A 15,009-nucleotide genomic window follows, 5' to 3' on the forward strand; every position below is an offset into this window, starting at 1 on the left:
GGGTCAGCGGGCCTGCGTCACCGGCACATCACGCACGGAGACCCGCGCCGGGAGGACGGGGACCGACGTGGCCATGGCCTTGGGGCCCCCGTCGCGCCCCAGGAACAGCGCCGAGGCATGGACGCGACCGGACCTCGGTCGCACCCAGACCGCACTCGCGCTCGAGCTCTTGACCGCGAGCGCGGCGCTGCGGTCCTCCTCGAGCTCGATCCGCTCCGTCGTGACAGCACCGTCGTCGAGCACCAGCACGTCGACACTGGCGGGGCCTTCGGTCGCCGTGATGTCGACGGCACGCTGGACGTCCGCAGGGGCAGCGGGGAGGGCGACGCCGCCCAGACCGCTGAAGGAGGGGGTCGCCACGGACCACGCCATGTCGGACCTGCCCGAGCCATCGGTCGTGGTCACATGGGCGGCCGCCACGACCGGCTCGTCCGACTCGACGACCCAGCTGTGCACCCCGCCGCCACCGGCAGGCAGGTCGACATCGACGACCTCGTTGGCAGGGATCGTCACGACCTTGACCCCGCGCGACGGGTCATCACCCAGGCGTCGGATCTGGACGACGGCGTCCCGCGTGCCGGGCGCAGCCAGGACCATCCCGCGGCTGCTTCCCCGCGCATTTCCGGGCAGGACGAGCCGCGTGGCCGGCGCCATCGTCGGTGAGACGGTCTCGACACCGGCCGGGGTCAGCCCGTCGAGGTGGTTGTCGACGATCGTCGGGACGACGAGACCGCCCGTGGCCGTCACGTGCACGGCCTGGGGCGCGCTGGTCCCACCGATCGCGTCGAGCAGAACGACCTCGCGGCCGTGCGCGGGGACGACGACCGAGCGGTCTGGGGAGTCGGTCTGTGTGGTCCCCACGACGTCCAGCCGCGCGGTCACGGCATTGCCGCCGGGGTTGACGAGCACCAGGCGCTCCTGACGCCCTCGCTCGCCACCACCGGCCACCAGCCACGCGTCCGCGGTCGGGGCCAGGCAGGGCGTCGCCGCCAAGCCTCGGACCCGCTTGCCGGAGGCGGTGAAGCTCTGGGTCGCCTCGAGCCCCGGCGCATGGTCTGCCGTCCCCCGTACCCGCTGGGGCTGCTCGTCGAGAGAGTCGACGTCTGCGCTCGTCGGCCCGCTGCGCGGCTTGCTGTCCGAGGTGTCCGGCGTGACGGCACCCAGGTCATCGATCGTGATCTCACCGGGCTCCTGCGACGGCGTGACCAGGCCGTCGAGGACCTTGTCCGGGGCTGCATGGGCTGCGACACCACCGGTCACGTCGACACGCGGGGTTCCCTTGTCGCCTCCCTTGAAGGGGTCTCCCGGACAGAAGGAGGTCGTGAGCGACGCGGCGATCCGTGCCCCGTCGGACGACGTGTCCAGCTGCGCGGGCGCGGCACCGATGTGCCCGGCCCCGATGACCACACCGGCCGCTGCTGCAGCCACGACACCGACGCGCCCGGCACCATGCACCCATCCCCCGGAGGGCCGCCGCCTGCTCATCGCTTCTCCTCGGGGTCGGGACGTCGTTCCATCGGCAGTGCGAGGTAGAGCGCGAGGACGAGGGCCAAGCCCTGGATGAACTTCCAGACTGCGTGCCCAGCGCCCACGTCGATGCTCACTTCGTCCGTCCCGTCCGGCAGCTCGTAGGTCGGGATCGCGCTGTGCGTCTGGGCCTGCACGAGCCTGCCGTCCGCGCGCACTCGGGCGCGGTCGCTCCAGTCGAGGGACTCCGCCACGACGAGCTGATCCGCGGCGGGCACGTGGACCGCGCCGTCGGTGTCGGCGTGGCTCCGCGTGGGGACGGGGTGGCTCGACCGCGCGGACGTCACGCGGACACGGGAGGGCATCTCCCCCGCCGTGACCGGGGAGCGCACGGCCCAGGTGGTCGTTCCCGTACTCGACCCGAGTCGAGCCAGGCCGGGCGCAGCGTCGACGAGTCGCCGCTGTGCCTCGGTGGGCGTGACGACCACGAGGTGGGAGACGCCGTGCCGAGCGAGTACATCGCCCGGGACCTGCTCCCCTTCGCCCTCTCCCAGCATCTGGGCCACGGCGGAGGCGACCTCTTCCTCGCCCGGCACCGGCGGCTGGGGCATCGGCAGATCCCTCACGAGGGGGCCCGGCTCGGAGCCCATCAGGCGGTAGCTGATGCCCTCGTCGCTCGCCTCGATGACGAGCGCGCGTGAGGCTCGAGGGCTCTCCGCTGCACCCGTGGCCACCATGGGTCGGGGGTCCTTCCACGTCGTCAGGTCGTCGCCGTACGAGTGCTGCGCCACCATGACGCCGCTGCCAATCGCCGCGACCGGCAGCACCATCGCCGGGAGCAGGAGCCACCGGCGGCGCCCGCCATCACGCAGCCCGTGCGGCAGCACGTCTGCCACGACGAGGACCGCCACCACGGCTGCACCGACCATGAGGATCTGGCCGGTCCCGACCCAGGGGGTGATGGCAGCGCCTGCGTCAGCGCCCCCAGCGGGTCGATGCCCGATGACGACGTGTGGAGCGCCGAGGGCCCATCCGAGGCCCACGAGCGCGACCACTGCCGCACCCCATGATGCGGGGCGCCGGCCGGGGACGAGCAGGGCGAGCAGACCGAGAGCGAGGATGGCCGCCGTCCACCAGGTCGTGACGGCACCGCCCGACAGCTGCCCGAGCGCGAGCATGCCCGCAGAGCCGGCCTCGGGCGTGTCCGTCAGGCCCCACCCGGCGAGGATGCGGCGGGGCTGGGACTGGAGGGTCAACAACCACGGCCCGGCGAGGAGAAGGGGGACGGCCACCAGCGCGATCCCCCGCCACCGGCGCCGGTTGTCGCCGATGAGCAGCAGGCCGAGGCCGATGGCGATGATCACCACCCCGACGGAGGGCGCCACTGTCGCGAGCAGCGCGCCCCAGAGCGCGGTGCGCACGGAGTCGCTGAAGCTGGTAGTGCGCCGGGAGGCGCGCACGAGCCCGGCGGCGACACGGGGCATCAGCACGAGGACGCAGAGGGCGCCGATGCGTCCTTCGCCGACGGCCATCGCAGCGGGCGCGGACGTGACCCACGCGAGCGCGCCCGCAGCCCGCAGCCATCGGCGGTCGGAGAAGGTGCGGGAGGTTCTCCACGCGACGACGGCGGCCATGGGGAGGGCACCCACCACGAGGAGCGAGAGCACCACTCCTGCGGGTGAGTGAGCGGCCCCCAGGCCGGGGACCCAGGCGATGATCTTGCTCAGCAACGCCAGCACGACGAGGGCAGGGCTCTGCTCTCCCGCACTGCCCCAGCCGGAACCATGCCAGGACATCCACCACGAGTCCCACAGCTGCCCAGCGGTCGCCCGACCTCCGAGCAGCTCACCGCCCACGAGTCCGGAGTCGACGCGGTGGCGCAGCTCGCCGGTGATGTGGCGGGCTGACCACGCCGACATGGCGACCGTGACGAGGAGCAGCCATGGGAGCGGATGGTTGAGCCATCCGCCGCCCCGCTCCACCTCGAGCGAGCGAGCCTCGATCCCGCCGTCGCGGTCCACGGACCCTCGGGCGTCATCGACCAGCCGTCGGCGGGCATCACGGCCGGGAACGAACAGTGCCTTGAGGTCGCTGCGGGCCACTTCGCGTGGCGCGCGTCCCCGCAGGCGGGAGCGCAGCGTGCGCACGTCGAGGGCAGCCGGCAGGCTCGCCAGCTCGTCGGCGCCCATGCCGGGTCGCTTGAGCACCATCAGGCCGAGCCCGGTGACGAGGCTGCTCACGGCGATCCACAGAGCAAGGAAGGGAGCGGCCGTGATGTGGGCGCGCGCCAGCGCGGCACGGCGCGCCTGTCGCCGGTGGCTGGTCGTAGGGCGCCGCTCGGCGGCCGTCGGGTGGACGGCGACGCGCGCGTCCGGGACGAGCACCACTCGACGGCCCGCACGCTGCGAGCGCCAGCCCAGATCGAGGTCACCGCCGAGGTCGCCGAGCGTCGGGTCGTGCCCGTCCAGGGACTCGTAGGTCTCTCGGTCGAGCAGAAGTCCGTCCAAGGGTGCCGCGATCGCATCGACATCGGCGTCGTGCTGGCCCTGGTCCGTCGTGCCGGCGACCGGGTCGGGGACGATCCGCCCTGTGCGGGTCACCTGGAGGCCGAGCCGCACGATGCGTGAGGGGTCGCTCTCGTCGACGAGCTTGGGACCGGCCATCCCGACACCACGACCGGTGGCGGCGATCAGTCGCCGCAGGGCCTCGGGGTGAGGGCGGGAGCGTGAGGTGAGCACCCACACGAGGTCTCGGCCGACCGTCGCACGGGGTAGCCGCTCGACCATCGCCGGCAGGATCCGGCGGATGCCACGGCGTGGCCCCAGCGTGCTCGTCAGAACGTCGATACCCGCGTCGTCCACCGGCTGGAGCAGATCGCTCGTGTCGCCCAGCCCGTCCAGGGCACCGTCGACGAGGAGGAGTCGATCGGGGAGACGGTCCTGCGCGAGGAGGGCGCTCAGGGCCTGTCCGGCATCTTCTCTGGTGCGCGCCACGACGACCGCGGTGACGGTCACCGGAGGTGCTGTCGTCCGCCGCGAAGGTGAGGCGGAGGTCGGCGTGGGGCTGGGCTGCGTCACGACCTCGCCAACAGTCAGACTGCGCGCTTCTTGAGCTTGCGGCGCTCCCGCTCGGACAATCCGCCCCAGATACCGAAGCGCTCGTCGTGCGCCAGGGCGTACTCGAGGCACTCCTGTCGCACCTCGCACCCGACGCAGACCTTTTTGGCCTCGCGCGTGGATCCACCCTTTTCAGGGAAAAACGCCTCCGGATCCGTCTGAGCACAGAGCGATCGCTCCTGCCATGACATCTCCGACGACTCGTCGGTGGCCTCGCCACCCATGATCAACTGAAGTTCGTGCATGGTCCCTCCTCGACCTCGGCACCCGACCCTGTCCTTCATGTCCTCACCGATGAACTCGGCGGTGACATGTCTGTAATTACATGCGTGTCATGCGTGCGTCGTCAAGCCGAGCAGGCTATGGAGTCTGCGAACGGTATGCCGGATGCGACGCAGTCAGGCCGGGCTGCGACCATGTGCGCATGCGCATCACCGTCATCTCCGGTGGGATCACCGGAGCCCATTTCGTCCGCGGCCTCGTCGAGCACCTCGAGGACTCTCCCGATGAGACGGAGGTCACGGCGGTCGTCAACACCGGCGATGACATCTCGCTCTGGGGTCTGCGCGTGTGCCCGGACATCGACTCGCTCCTCACCCAGCTGTCGGATGACGCGTCAGGCGACTCCACGACGGTCGCCGACGAGCTGGCCTCCCTCGACGTGTACCCGCAGTGGTACCCGGTGAGCGACCGCGAGATGGCCACCCACCTCGCCCGCACCGCGTGGCTCGGTCAGGGAGCGACCCTCAGCGAGGTCTCCGCGCGCCTGGCCACACAGCGCGGACTCTCGACGCGTGGTGTCCGGCTGCTTCCCATGAGCGATGTCCCCGTCGAGACCCACGCGGTCCTCGAGAGCGAGCAGGAGCAGCAGGCAGTCCACGTCCAGCAGTGGCGACACGAGCTGGGCTCGCCCCCGGCGACCCGCTTCGTCGTCGCCGGCATGGATCGCGCAGTCGCCGCGCCGGGAGTGCTCGACGCCCTGCGCGAGACCGACCTCGTCCTCCTGGCTCCCGCCGACCCCGTCCTCGCGACCGGCATCGTCCTCGGCGTGCCCGGGGTACGTGACGCCCTCCGTGGCACCTCCGCCCCGATCGTCGGCATCACCCCCGAGCTCGACGACCTCGGCCCGTCGCTCGCGGCCGTCGGCCTCGACCCCACCGCCGCCGGCATCGCCTCGCTCTACCGCGACCTGCGCGTCACCTGGCTCGCCGCGGACGCCACCCCAGCCGACGTCCTCGCCTCGGTCTGAAGCACACAGCGTGGCCAGTTCTCGTCCGTCGCGGACGACGACCGGGGCGGCCCTAAGGACGAAGCCGGCGCGTCTCCCTCTGGCTCACGCCGGTCGACCAGCCGGCTTCGCCCATGAGTCGGGCCACCCCGGTGTCGTCCGCTCCTTCAGCCAGCCGTCCGCTCCGTCGGTCAGGCCCGAGCGCGTCAGAACCGCGTCGGCAGGTGCGTCGGCAGGGACCGCCGCGGTCCGCGGCGCGGTCGGTGACCGGCGGTGGCCACGATGATGCGCTGCGCCCGGTACCGCTGCCCGGCGTAGGGCTCGAGCAGCTCGGCCATCCGGGCGTCGTCGCCGACCTCACCGTCGAGCGCCAGGGTCACGTCCTTGGCGACGTGGTAGTCGCCGAAGCTGGGCGAGTCGGGGTCCCCGAGGGCCCGCTGGGCGACCTCCGCGGCCGTCCAGACGCCGATGCCGGGCAGTGAGCGCATCCGCAGGTGGGCCTGCTCGAGGGACAGGTCCGCGCACTCGTCGAGGCGTCCTGCCACCCGCATGGTTGTGACGATGACGCGCGACCTGGCTCCGTCGACGCCGGCCCGCAGCCAGGCCCACGAGGGGATCTGCGTCCAGTGCGCGGGGCTGGGCGGGCAGACCAGGCCCCGTTCCTCGCCAGGCCCTGGTGCCGGCGTGCCGAAGCGGCGCACGAGCTGGCGCTGGCTGGAGAAGGCCTCTCGTCCGGTGACCTTCTGCTCCAGGACGGAGCAGACGAGCATCTGGGCCACGAGGCCGTTGGCCGGCACCCGCCAGCGGGCCATCCGCGGCCACCCGCGAGCGACGAGGTCGTGGTGCGGTGTGAAGCCGCTGGGATCATCGCGGGCACCGAGGAGGTCAGGCACCCGCTCCAGCATCCAGTCCGCGCCTGCTCCCCAGGCGGAGGCCCGGACATCGCTCCCTTCGTCATCGAGGTGCAGCGTCACGGGCCCCTGAGGCGTCGTCCAGGCGAACCACCACCCGTCGCGCGCCACCCGGCTCGTGGGATCCCCGCTCCCCCGGACGAAGGGGGCCAGCACCGGATCGAGGTCGACCGGGGACTCCGGTCGGTGGCGGCGGGTCCTGGCCCCTGGTTGCGTGCTCACGCCGACGATTGTGCCCGGCCGGGTGTTCTACGGTGACGACCATGCGACCGAGCGAGCACGTCCTGGACATGTTTGCGGTGCCCGGGGACCTCGACCGCGTGCCGGGTGGGCAGGGCCACAGCGTCTGCGCCGGCGACCTCCTGCTCTCCCCCGGGCGCGACCCGGCGACCCAAGACGAGCTCAACCCGCGGCTCGCGCGACTCGCAGTCGATCTGGACACCCGGCCGGGGCGGGACCGCCGCGATTTGCGGATCGCCATGCCCGTCCCTGCACGCGACGGCAGCTGGGTCATCGACGGCTGGGGCGCCACCCGCTACGAGCCCGGGACCCGGCAGCTGACCGACCTGACGGCAGTGCGTGCCGTCGGGGCCGTCCTGCACGCTGAGCTGGCCCGGGCCGTGAGGTCCTGGACCGGCGGGCCACGCGAGGACCGCTGGGCCGCAGCGGAGCGCATCGCCTTCGACGAGGCCCCAGCACCCGACACGATGGAGCCGCTGCTCGCTGCTCTCGTCCAGGACCGGGAGGCGGCCCCTCTGGGCCCCGCGCAGCTCGTCCACGGCGACCTCGCGGGCAATGTCCTCATCGACCCGCATGGCGCTCCGGTGGTCGTCGACGTCTCCCCGTACTGGCGCCCGGCCTTGTGGGCCGATGCGGTCGTCGTCCTCGACTGCGTCATGGCGTGGGACGCGGACCCACACGTCCTGGACGAGTGGGTCGTCGGCGCCCGCCGTCAGGCCATGGTCCGGGCTGCGATCTTCCGCATCCTCAGCGACCAGCCGGCCGATGTCAGTGCCTACGAGCGCGTGCTGGAGCCACTCCTCGGGGACCCCCGTCCCTGACCGACGTCAGCGCTTGCGGAAGGTCAGCAGGATGAAGGTGTAGTCGAGGTCGACCCGACCCCAGTGGACGGGGCGTTCCGTGTGCGCGAGGGTCTCGTCGTCGAGGGTGCCGACGAGCTCGAGGCCGTGGCGGTCGGCCATCGCCACGAGGTCACGGATCTCCTGGGGGGAGAAGATGTGCACCTGGGACCCGTAGATGACCTTGCCCGTCGTGTCTGGCGGATCCTGGTCGTAGTCGGTGGAGACGGCGAGGACGCCTCCGGGGCGCAGCAGTCGCGCCGACTCCGCGACGAAGCCCTCGAGCGGGACCCCGTGCTCGATGACCGACATGCAGGTGATGGCGTCGAGGTGACCGGTCGGCAAGCCGGTGTCGGTGACATCGCCGTACTGGAAGACGACGCCGTCGCGCGTGACCTGCGACCCGAACTCGAGGTTGATGCCGATGAGCGACCCCGGGGCCGCGCCGAAGCCGTAGAGACGCAGCCACGGCAGCACGGGCGAGTACCGCGCACTTCCGGCGTCCATGATGCGTGCGCTGCGGGTCCCGTCGTCGACGAGATCGAGGACGGCGCCAACGGCCCCGAGGGCGTCCCAGTTCTTGGGGAGGTCACGGTGGAGCGGGAGGCGCAGGCGCTTGGCCTCGTCGGTGGCGCGACGCCAGGTGGCCGTGTCGGTGAGCACCGCCGTCGGCGAGACGCTCGTCGGGGCGGGACGCTCCCCCTTCGTCCGGGTCTCGACGCGACGCTGGACGGCGACCCGGCCCCACAGGAGGTACTCGGCACCGCGCTTGGCGACGGCCAGGAGCCGTCCGCCCGGAGGCGCCGCGACCTGGCTGGAGGAGGTGGAGTCAGACATGGGAGGACACCTTACGAGGAGGGGGCGGGGTCGAGGTCCGGCGTGTCATCACCGGGCAGCAAGTGGTGCGACTTGGCCCAGAGCCAGCCGATGGCCGCCCAGACGACGTCGGCGAGGACGGTGAGGAAGCGGGCGACGACCACGACGGCGGTCGCGGCCGAGAGCGGCATCTGCGTGGTGAGGAGCAGGACCATGACGCCGTCCCGCACACCCACGCCAGCCGGCACGACGATGCTGAACATGCCGATACCGGCGGCCAGGAGATAACCAGAGACCGCGACGAGCAGGAGCCTTGAGACATCAGCATCGTCGGGTGCGACATTGCGGGCCATGACCCACACCGACAGGCCGCCCACGAGCCATGACAGCAAGAACCACAGGCTGGACAGGCCGACCGCTGCAGGCGTGAGGGCGTGGTCCAGGGGTTCGCGGCCGAGCACCCGTAGCAGTGTGCGGATGCCCCAGTTGAGCACCGGCGGCCAGAGCAGGACGCCGAGCACCGCGATGATGAGCAGCAGCGACCACCAGGGGATGACGGTGTCACCGCGCGTGAGCAGCACGGGCAGTGCCGGCAGGCCGGCGATCATCCCGGTGAGCGCCGAGAGCGCGATGCACAGCAGCCCGACGACCGCGCTGCGCCGGCGCGGCACGCCGAGCTTGGCGGCCATCTCGGTCTGGACGACGACCGACCAGACCGATCCGGGCAGGTACTTGCCCAGCTGCCCGACGAAGAAGACACCGCTCGCCGGGGCGATGTGCAGGCGGGAGCCGAGGTCCGCGAGCAGGACGCGCCACCCGAGGACGGTGAAGAAGGGCGACATCAGCGCGAAGGCCGTGGCCGCGAGCAAGGTGACCGGTCCGAGCCGGCCCAGGTCCTCGCGGACCTCTGCCCAGTTGCTCCACAGCGCGATGCCGACCGCGACGAGGACGACGACGAGGAAGCCGATGCGCAGCACGTCGAGCACACGCTTGCGGCCGCTCGGCCGGGACGGCAGCGTGCCCGTCTCCGTCGTGCTCATCGGCGCCGCAGGGTCAGCCGGACGAGGGCGTGAGCCGCGTCCGGGTCGGAGGTGACCCGGGACGCGTGTCGCAGCCGCGCGGTGAGGTCACCGTCCACGTCACCGACGAGGTCCAAGCCTGCTTCGGCAGCTCGCGCGATGACGGCCCGCAGGTCGGCCGCTCCCCCGATGGCATCGCCGGTGTCGCCACCGATGGGCAGCGTCAGGCAGAGCAGGCCGCCGGCACGCAGCGCCCACCCCGCCTGGGTGAGGGTCTCGTCGACGTCCGTGGCGCTGGCGTCGTCGGGGTGCAGCCGGGTGACGAAGTCCAGGGTCGCGGTGTCCACGTCGAGCAGCGTCATGGACGAGCGGGCGCCGGTCAGCTCGACCTCCACGGGTGCGTAGCCAGCCGCCCGCGCCCACCGACCGAAGGGGGAACCGCCCCCGGACGCATCGATGATCAGGGCCTCGCGACGCCCCTGGTCCCGCATGCTGACGAGCACCTCGAGGGCGCCGAGGGCTGCCCACTCCGTGATCTCGTCGCTGCCACGGGGCAGGCCGATCTCGCGCGCGGCCTCGCGGGCCGCTCGCGCGTCGTCGTCGTGGGCCAGGACATCGGTCGCCCGCACCCAGGACGGGAAGTCCGACCGATCGAGATCGAGTCGGGGGCGTCGTCGGGCGCGGGCGAGCCGGACGAAGGTCGCGAGGTCCTCCGCGCGGTCGGCGACCCGACCGAGCCGGGAGCGGCGACGCACGGGCGCGGGGAGGGTGGGGTCGGCGATCGCGTCAGGTGAGCTGAGCGCCTCGAGGGTGCCGACATAGCGAGCCCACGGTGCCTGCAGGTCCGGTGGCGTGACTCCGGCGCGGATGCGAGCGACCTCGGCCGGATCGACCAGCCGCTGGAGCACCTGGACGATCGCGTCCTCGTCCTCGGGCGGCACGAGGTAGCCGTCCTGGTCGTCGCGCACCTGATCGCCGAAGGTCCCCACGTCGGAGGCCAGGACCGCGAGGCCGTGCTGGTGTGCGAGCAGGACATTTTGGCTCGCAGTCGCGCTGCGATAGGTCAGGGAGAGCACGTCGTGCTGGGCCAGCAGCGGAGCGATCCGCTCGGCCGGGACGTAGCCACTGTGGATCTGCACGCGGCCGCGCAGGTCACGGTGCTCGGCGAGCCGGCGGATCTCGTCACCGGCGTCGCCCCAGATCTCCCCGGCCACCGTGAGGGTCACGTCGGGCACGCGCATCATCGCGCGCAGGAGCACGTCGATCCCCTTGTACCCACGCACCAGGCCGAGCGCGAGGAGTCGTGCCGGACCGTGGTGGTCACGGCGCCCGACGGGGTCGCCACCCGGCAGGTGAGGCGGCAGGTCCGTGACGACGACGTGCTCGGCATCGAGCTCGCGCGCCAGGCGCGACTGCTCCGCGGAGTGGACGACGACCGCATCGACGCGGCGGAAGAAGGTGCGCATCAGCGCTGCATCGCCCGGGTGCGGCTCGTGCGGCAGGACGTTGTGGGCGATGACGACACTGCGGGGACCGCGACCGGTCATGGCCGTGCGCCCCACTCCAGCAGCGCGCAGCAAGGTCAGGTGGAGCGGCACGACGGGCGGGATGACGTGGACGACGATGATCAGGTCCACGTCACGCAGCCTGCGCCCCGCGCGCACGAGCGAGTCCGGGCGGGCCCACGACAGCGCCCGCACGGTGCGGGGGAAGGGGGGGACGTCCGGGTCGCCGGAGCTGGGCACCGACTGCTCCCCCGGGTAGAAGAAGCTCGGGTAGAGATGGCTCCACGAGACGAGGGTGACGTCGTGGCCCGCTGCTTCGAGCTCGTGCGCGAGCGTCGTGGTGTGCGAGGCGACGCCGCCCTTGTAGGGGTGGGTCGGCCCGACGACGGCGATCTTCAACGAGGCGTCACTCATCAGGGAAGGTCGGCTCGGTGTCGTAGTACTCGCTCATCTCGGGGAAGCCTATGCGACCGGTCGGGTCATCGCGGGACGCGACCCGTCCACACGACCAGGCGGAGCGGGTCCAGCCTCTCGGGCCTCTCGGTGAGGGCATGAGGGTCCTCCATCAGCTCGGTGTCGAGGACGACGCGCACGTCGGTGGCGCCCAGATCCTGCAGTGTCTGCGGCTCGCGGTGGGCCACGAGGAGCACCCGCCCTCCGCGCTCCCTGACCCGGTCATCGAGCCGACGTGCGGCCGCGAGGACCTGGTCCGGGTCGTCGCGCAGCCGCCCTGTCGTCGCGATGGCCGGCACCCCACACATGCCGCGGGTGATCTGGGTCCAGTGGTTGACCGCCCAGTCGTCCACGGCGAGGACGACGTCCCCGCGCTCGAGCGACTCGCAGTACGTCGCCGCCGCAGCCAGCCCGCCGGCCTCCACCCGCTCTGCTCGATGGGGCCAGGTGGCCAGCGCGGTCGGGATGGCTGTCACCGCCAGGAGGACGACGAGGACAGACGCCCCCGCTGAGGCCCCCCATCGCCCACGAGCCCGACCGCCGGCCCACCAGGCAGCGGCAACGCACAGGACGAGCGCCAGGGGGAGGGCGATGAGCAGTCGGCGGTCGGCCCACGGATGGTCGGGTGTGATCCCGGGACGCACGAGGGTCAGCAGGGTCGACCCCGTGGTGACGAACAGCGCCGCGCCCCATGCCGGGAGGACGTCTCCATTCGTCCACCAGGTCCCGAGACGATGCGCCAGCACTGCCAGCGCCACGAGGGCGATGACCAGGGCGGCCGGGCCGATCCACCACGAGAGCCAGTCGACGGAGTCCTCCGCATAGGTCCGGCCGCCGTCGATGGGCAGCCCCAGCTCGGCCTGCATGCGGGCGACGTACATCGCGCCCGGGTCCCGCGGGTCCTGCCGGGTCGTGAGGAAGAGCGGCCGCAGGGCCAGGAGCACACCGACGACGACCACTCCCCCGGCCAGGACCGCCGGGATGCGCGCAGTGACCCACGCCGGCAGGGACCAGCCGGCGCGCGCTCGGCGCAGCAACCACCACGAGACCAACGACATCGCCAGCACCAGGCCGACGAGCGGGACGAGCGAACCGCCGATCTCGCCGAGGTACCGCCAGCTCATGACGCCGGCCACCGCGAAACCCGCGAGGGTCGTGCCGATCGAGCCAAGGAGCAGGGGCCATGCCCACTGCCTCCCGCGGGCCAGCAGCAGCGCTGCGACAGGGATGAGCAGCATCGTCTCGCGGAGCGCGTCGATGCGCACGATCGCGGTTCCCCCGATGAGAACGCCCGCGACCAACGCCGCCCCACGCAGCCGCGCCGGAGAGGCATCCGCGTGGTCACCGTCGGCCGTGTCCTCGGCTGCTCGCACGAGCAGGGTCAGGGCGAGGAACCCTGCCGCGAGGGTGAGTCCGGCCAGGGGTTCGGAGTAGGTCGACCGCGCGGTGTGCAGCCACGGGAAGCAGGCACCGACGAGCAGAGCGGCCGGCGCCGCTGCCCATGGGCCGACGACGCGAGCCACGAGCAGGCCGATCGCGAGCAACCCCAGCCCGCCCAGGACGGCCGGAGCCCACAGGGTCGCGGTCGCCCCGCCAGCCCACCAGGGCAGCGAGTAGACCAGCGCCGGGCCGGGCATGAACTGCGGCTGCACCGACGGATCCGCGGGCGACCCGATCTCGTAGAAGGCCGGCGCCTCGAGCGTCAGTCCCTCCTCGGCGAGTGTCTCCGGCCCGCCGATCGACTCCGCGGGGACGGACACGGGACGGCTGCCGGTCTCGGCCAGGTAGATCGTTGCCTGCAGGTAGCTCGCGGAGTCCCGACGCGGCAGGACCTGCTCCGAGTGCGTGACACCGGTCCACACCGTCACCGCGAGCACGCCGACGACGAGGGCACCTGCGGCCACAGGACCCAGGGGGCGACCAGCCGGCCTGGGCAGTCGGCCGGAGAGGCGCACCGCGATGGCCGCGGTGACGAGTGCCGTCGTGAAGCCCACGACCGGGATCCAGGCGCCGAGCCAGGCGATGACGGAGCCGACAAAACCGAGGAGGATCACCCACAGGGCGACTGCGACCACGGCCCGCTCGAGCAGGGGCGCACGGTCTGGACGCTCGGCGTTCGGGGTCTCCACGGCGCCCACGCTAACCGCCGCCAGCCCCTGCCCTTCGTAGGCTGGCCCCATGCCCACTCCTGCCGAGGTCCTCGCACACATCATCCGCACCGACTCCGCCGCACCGAGGATCACGTGCTACGACGACGTGCCCGGTCCCACAGCGGGCGAACGGGTCGAGCTGTCGGCGCGGGTCCTGGGCAACTGGGTCAGCAAGGCCGCCAACGCGCTCCAGGACGAGTGGGACATCGAGCCGGGCTCCGTGGTGCACATCGCGATGCGACCACACTGGCGCCAGCTCTACTGGGCCTGGGCGGTCTGGTCTGTCGGTGCCGTGCTCGACCTCGACGGCAAGGCCACAGCCGACCTCGTGGTGACCGATGACCCCGCTGCACTGCCCCACGATGGACCGTCCGTGCTCGTCACCCGGGCCGCGCTCGCCCGCAACGCTGGCATGAGCCTCCCCGACGGGGTCATGGACGAGGCCGCGGACCTGTCCACCCACGGCGACCTCTTCAGCCCGTGGGCCGAGCCCGAGGGCGAGGACATCGCTCTCCGTGTGGCAGGAGGAGACACGACCTACGAGGACATCGGCACGTCCACGACCCCCGTGACGAAGGGGGCGAGGGTCCAGCTCGTCGACCCATCGGCCGAGGCCCTCCTGCGCACCGCACTGGCTGTGTGGTCGACAGAGGGATCGCTCGTCGTGCACCTGGGTCCGACGGACGAGGCGGCCCTCGCACGTCGGGCACAGGCTGAGGGCGTCACCGCCTGACCGACTGACGGTCGCGGTGACGCCCTCGCGGATGGCGATCAGCGCTGCGGGGAGCGGGCCTCCCGCTCGAGTGCCTGCCAGGTCACACCGCCGACATAGCCGGTGCGGGTCAGGTGCGCCCGCGCCTGGAGTGCGCGGACCGCTTCCCGGGTCGCGGATCCGAAGATGCCGTCGACCTCAAGCCCCAGTGCCTCCTGGAGCACACGCACGGCCCGCCCGGTCGAGCCGGGCTTGAGGACGGTGGTGCGGTAGCGCAGGAAGGGGTGCTCCTGACGCTCCAGGTTGATCCACGTCTTTTCGTCCACGATGCCCGTGACCGACAGACCCTCGGACTTCTGGAAGGCACGGACGGCCTTGACCGTGGCGCTGCCGTACGCGCCGTCGACCGCGATGCCACCCAGGGCACGTTGGAGCACCTTGACCTCCGCGCCGCGTGCACCACTGGCCAGCACGGTCGAGCGAAGCCTGTCGAACTCCGTCGTCGTGACGACCGTGGCACTCGCGGAGCTGCTGCTCGCGGAGGACATCTTGG

At 72.3% G+C, this 15,009-nt stretch carries 12 protein-coding genes; 3 read left to right on the forward strand and 9 right to left on the reverse strand.

The annotated features are described in order from the left end of the window. Positions 1–3: 3 nt before the first annotated feature. The 3 genes from JLI01S_RS02045 to JLI01S_RS02055 form a co-directional block, all read right to left on the reverse strand. Positions 4–1,485 carry a DUF5719 family protein gene (locus JLI01S_RS02045; RefSeq protein WP_157074783.1) on the reverse strand — a complete coding sequence of 494 codons (1,482 nt, stop codon included), beginning with the start codon at positions 1,483–1,485 and terminating at the stop codon, positions 4–6. Further along, positions 1,482–4,481: a glycosyltransferase gene (locus JLI01S_RS02050; RefSeq protein ID WP_068259120.1), complete on the reverse strand. Its 3,000-nt coding sequence runs from the start codon at positions 4,479–4,481 to the stop codon at positions 1,482–1,484. The genes JLI01S_RS02045 and JLI01S_RS02050 overlap by 4 nt, the downstream gene beginning before the upstream one ends. 77 nt (positions 4,482–4,558) lie before the next feature. Beyond that, the gene (locus JLI01S_RS02055; protein ID WP_068259123.1) at positions 4,559–4,828 is read right to left on the reverse strand and encodes a WhiB family transcriptional regulator; all 270 of its coding nucleotides are present in this window, start codon (positions 4,826–4,828) and stop codon (positions 4,559–4,561) included. A gap of 179 nt (positions 4,829–5,007) precedes the next feature. Between JLI01S_RS02055 and JLI01S_RS02060 the strand changes: the two genes are divergently transcribed. Beyond that, on the forward strand, positions 5,008–5,832 hold the full coding sequence (locus JLI01S_RS02060) for a 2-phospho-L-lactate transferase CofD family protein (RefSeq protein ID WP_068259126.1): 825 nt from the start codon (positions 5,008–5,010) through the stop codon (positions 5,830–5,832). A 185-nt stretch (positions 5,833–6,017) separates the two neighbouring features. Here the strand turns inward: JLI01S_RS02060 and JLI01S_RS02065 are convergent, their stop codons facing one another. Continuing rightward, positions 6,018–6,944: a DNA-3-methyladenine glycosylase family protein gene (locus JLI01S_RS02065; protein WP_068259129.1), complete on the reverse strand. Its 927-nt coding sequence runs from the start codon at positions 6,942–6,944 to the stop codon at positions 6,018–6,020. 41 nt (positions 6,945–6,985) lie between these two features. On the opposite strand from JLI01S_RS02065, the gene JLI01S_RS02070 reads away from it, so the two are divergent. Next, positions 6,986–7,783 carry an aminoglycoside phosphotransferase gene (locus JLI01S_RS02070; RefSeq protein ID WP_068259195.1) on the forward strand — a complete coding sequence of 266 codons (798 nt, stop codon included), beginning with the start codon at positions 6,986–6,988 and terminating at the stop codon, positions 7,781–7,783. A 6-nt stretch (positions 7,784–7,789) separates the two neighbouring features. Here JLI01S_RS02070 and JLI01S_RS02075 read toward each other — a convergent pair whose 3' ends face one another. The 4 genes from JLI01S_RS02075 to JLI01S_RS02090 all read right to left on the reverse strand — a co-directional run bounded on the left by JLI01S_RS02075 (position 7,790) and on the right by JLI01S_RS02090 (position 13,723). Beyond that, the gene (locus JLI01S_RS02075) at positions 7,790–8,638 is read right to left on the reverse strand and encodes a class I SAM-dependent methyltransferase (protein WP_068259132.1); all 849 of its coding nucleotides are present in this window, start codon (positions 8,636–8,638) and stop codon (positions 7,790–7,792) included. A gap of 11 nt (positions 8,639–8,649) precedes the next feature. Then, on the reverse strand, positions 8,650–9,657 hold the full coding sequence (locus JLI01S_RS02080; RefSeq protein ID WP_068259137.1) for a lysylphosphatidylglycerol synthase transmembrane domain-containing protein: 1,008 nt from the start codon (positions 9,655–9,657) through the stop codon (positions 8,650–8,652). Next, on the reverse strand, positions 9,654–11,555 hold the full coding sequence (locus JLI01S_RS02085; protein ID WP_068259139.1) for a glycosyltransferase family 4 protein: 1,902 nt from the start codon (positions 11,553–11,555) through the stop codon (positions 9,654–9,656). Before JLI01S_RS02085 ends, JLI01S_RS02080 begins: the two co-directional genes overlap by 4 nt. A gap of 65 nt (positions 11,556–11,620) precedes the next feature. Then, positions 11,621–13,723, reverse strand: coding sequence for a hypothetical protein (locus JLI01S_RS02090; RefSeq protein ID WP_068259142.1), 2,103 nt, complete (start codon positions 13,721–13,723; stop codon positions 11,621–11,623). 49 nt (positions 13,724–13,772) lie between these two features. Between JLI01S_RS02090 and JLI01S_RS02095 the strand changes: the two genes are divergently transcribed. Then, positions 13,773–14,477: a TIGR03089 family protein gene (locus JLI01S_RS02095; protein WP_068259145.1), complete on the forward strand. Its 705-nt coding sequence runs from the start codon at positions 13,773–13,775 to the stop codon at positions 14,475–14,477. Positions 14,478–14,515: 38 nt separating this feature from the next. Here JLI01S_RS02095 and JLI01S_RS02100 read toward each other — a convergent pair. Next, positions 14,516–15,009: peptidoglycan-binding domain-containing protein (locus JLI01S_RS02100; RefSeq protein WP_169797271.1), on the reverse strand; the 494-nt coding region annotated here is incomplete at its 5' end.

Source organism: Janibacter limosus NBRC 16128, assembly GCF_001570985.1.
Classification (GTDB): domain Bacteria; phylum Actinomycetota; class Actinomycetes; order Actinomycetales; family Dermatophilaceae; genus Janibacter; species Janibacter limosus.

Excerpts from the sequence above, each read along its gene's own strand:
- JLI01S_RS02045 (WP_157074783.1), bottom strand. The coding sequence starts at position 1,485 with ATGAGCAGGCGGCGGCCCTCCGGGGGATGGGTGCATGGTGCCGGGCGC.
- JLI01S_RS02055 (WP_068259123.1), bottom strand. The coding sequence starts at position 4,828 with ATGCACGAACTTCAGTTGATCATGGGTGGCGAGGCCACCGACGAGTCG.
- JLI01S_RS02060 (WP_068259126.1), top strand. The coding sequence starts at position 5,008 with ATGCGCATCACCGTCATCTCCGGTGGGATCACCGGAGCCCATTTCGTC.
- JLI01S_RS02070 (WP_068259195.1), top strand. The coding sequence starts at position 6,986 with ATGCGACCGAGCGAGCACGTCCTGGACATGTTTGCGGTGCCCGGGGAC.
- JLI01S_RS02075 (WP_068259132.1), bottom strand. The coding sequence starts at position 8,638 with ATGTCTGACTCCACCTCCTCCAGCCAGGTCGCGGCGCCTCCGGGCGGA.
- JLI01S_RS02080 (WP_068259137.1), bottom strand. The coding sequence starts at position 9,657 with ATGAGCACGACGGAGACGGGCACGCTGCCGTCCCGGCCGAGCGGCCGC.
- JLI01S_RS02085 (WP_068259139.1), bottom strand. The coding sequence starts at position 11,555 with ATGAGTGACGCCTCGTTGAAGATCGCCGTCGTCGGGCCGACCCACCCC.
- JLI01S_RS02095 (WP_068259145.1), top strand. The coding sequence starts at position 13,773 with ATGCCCACTCCTGCCGAGGTCCTCGCACACATCATCCGCACCGACTCC.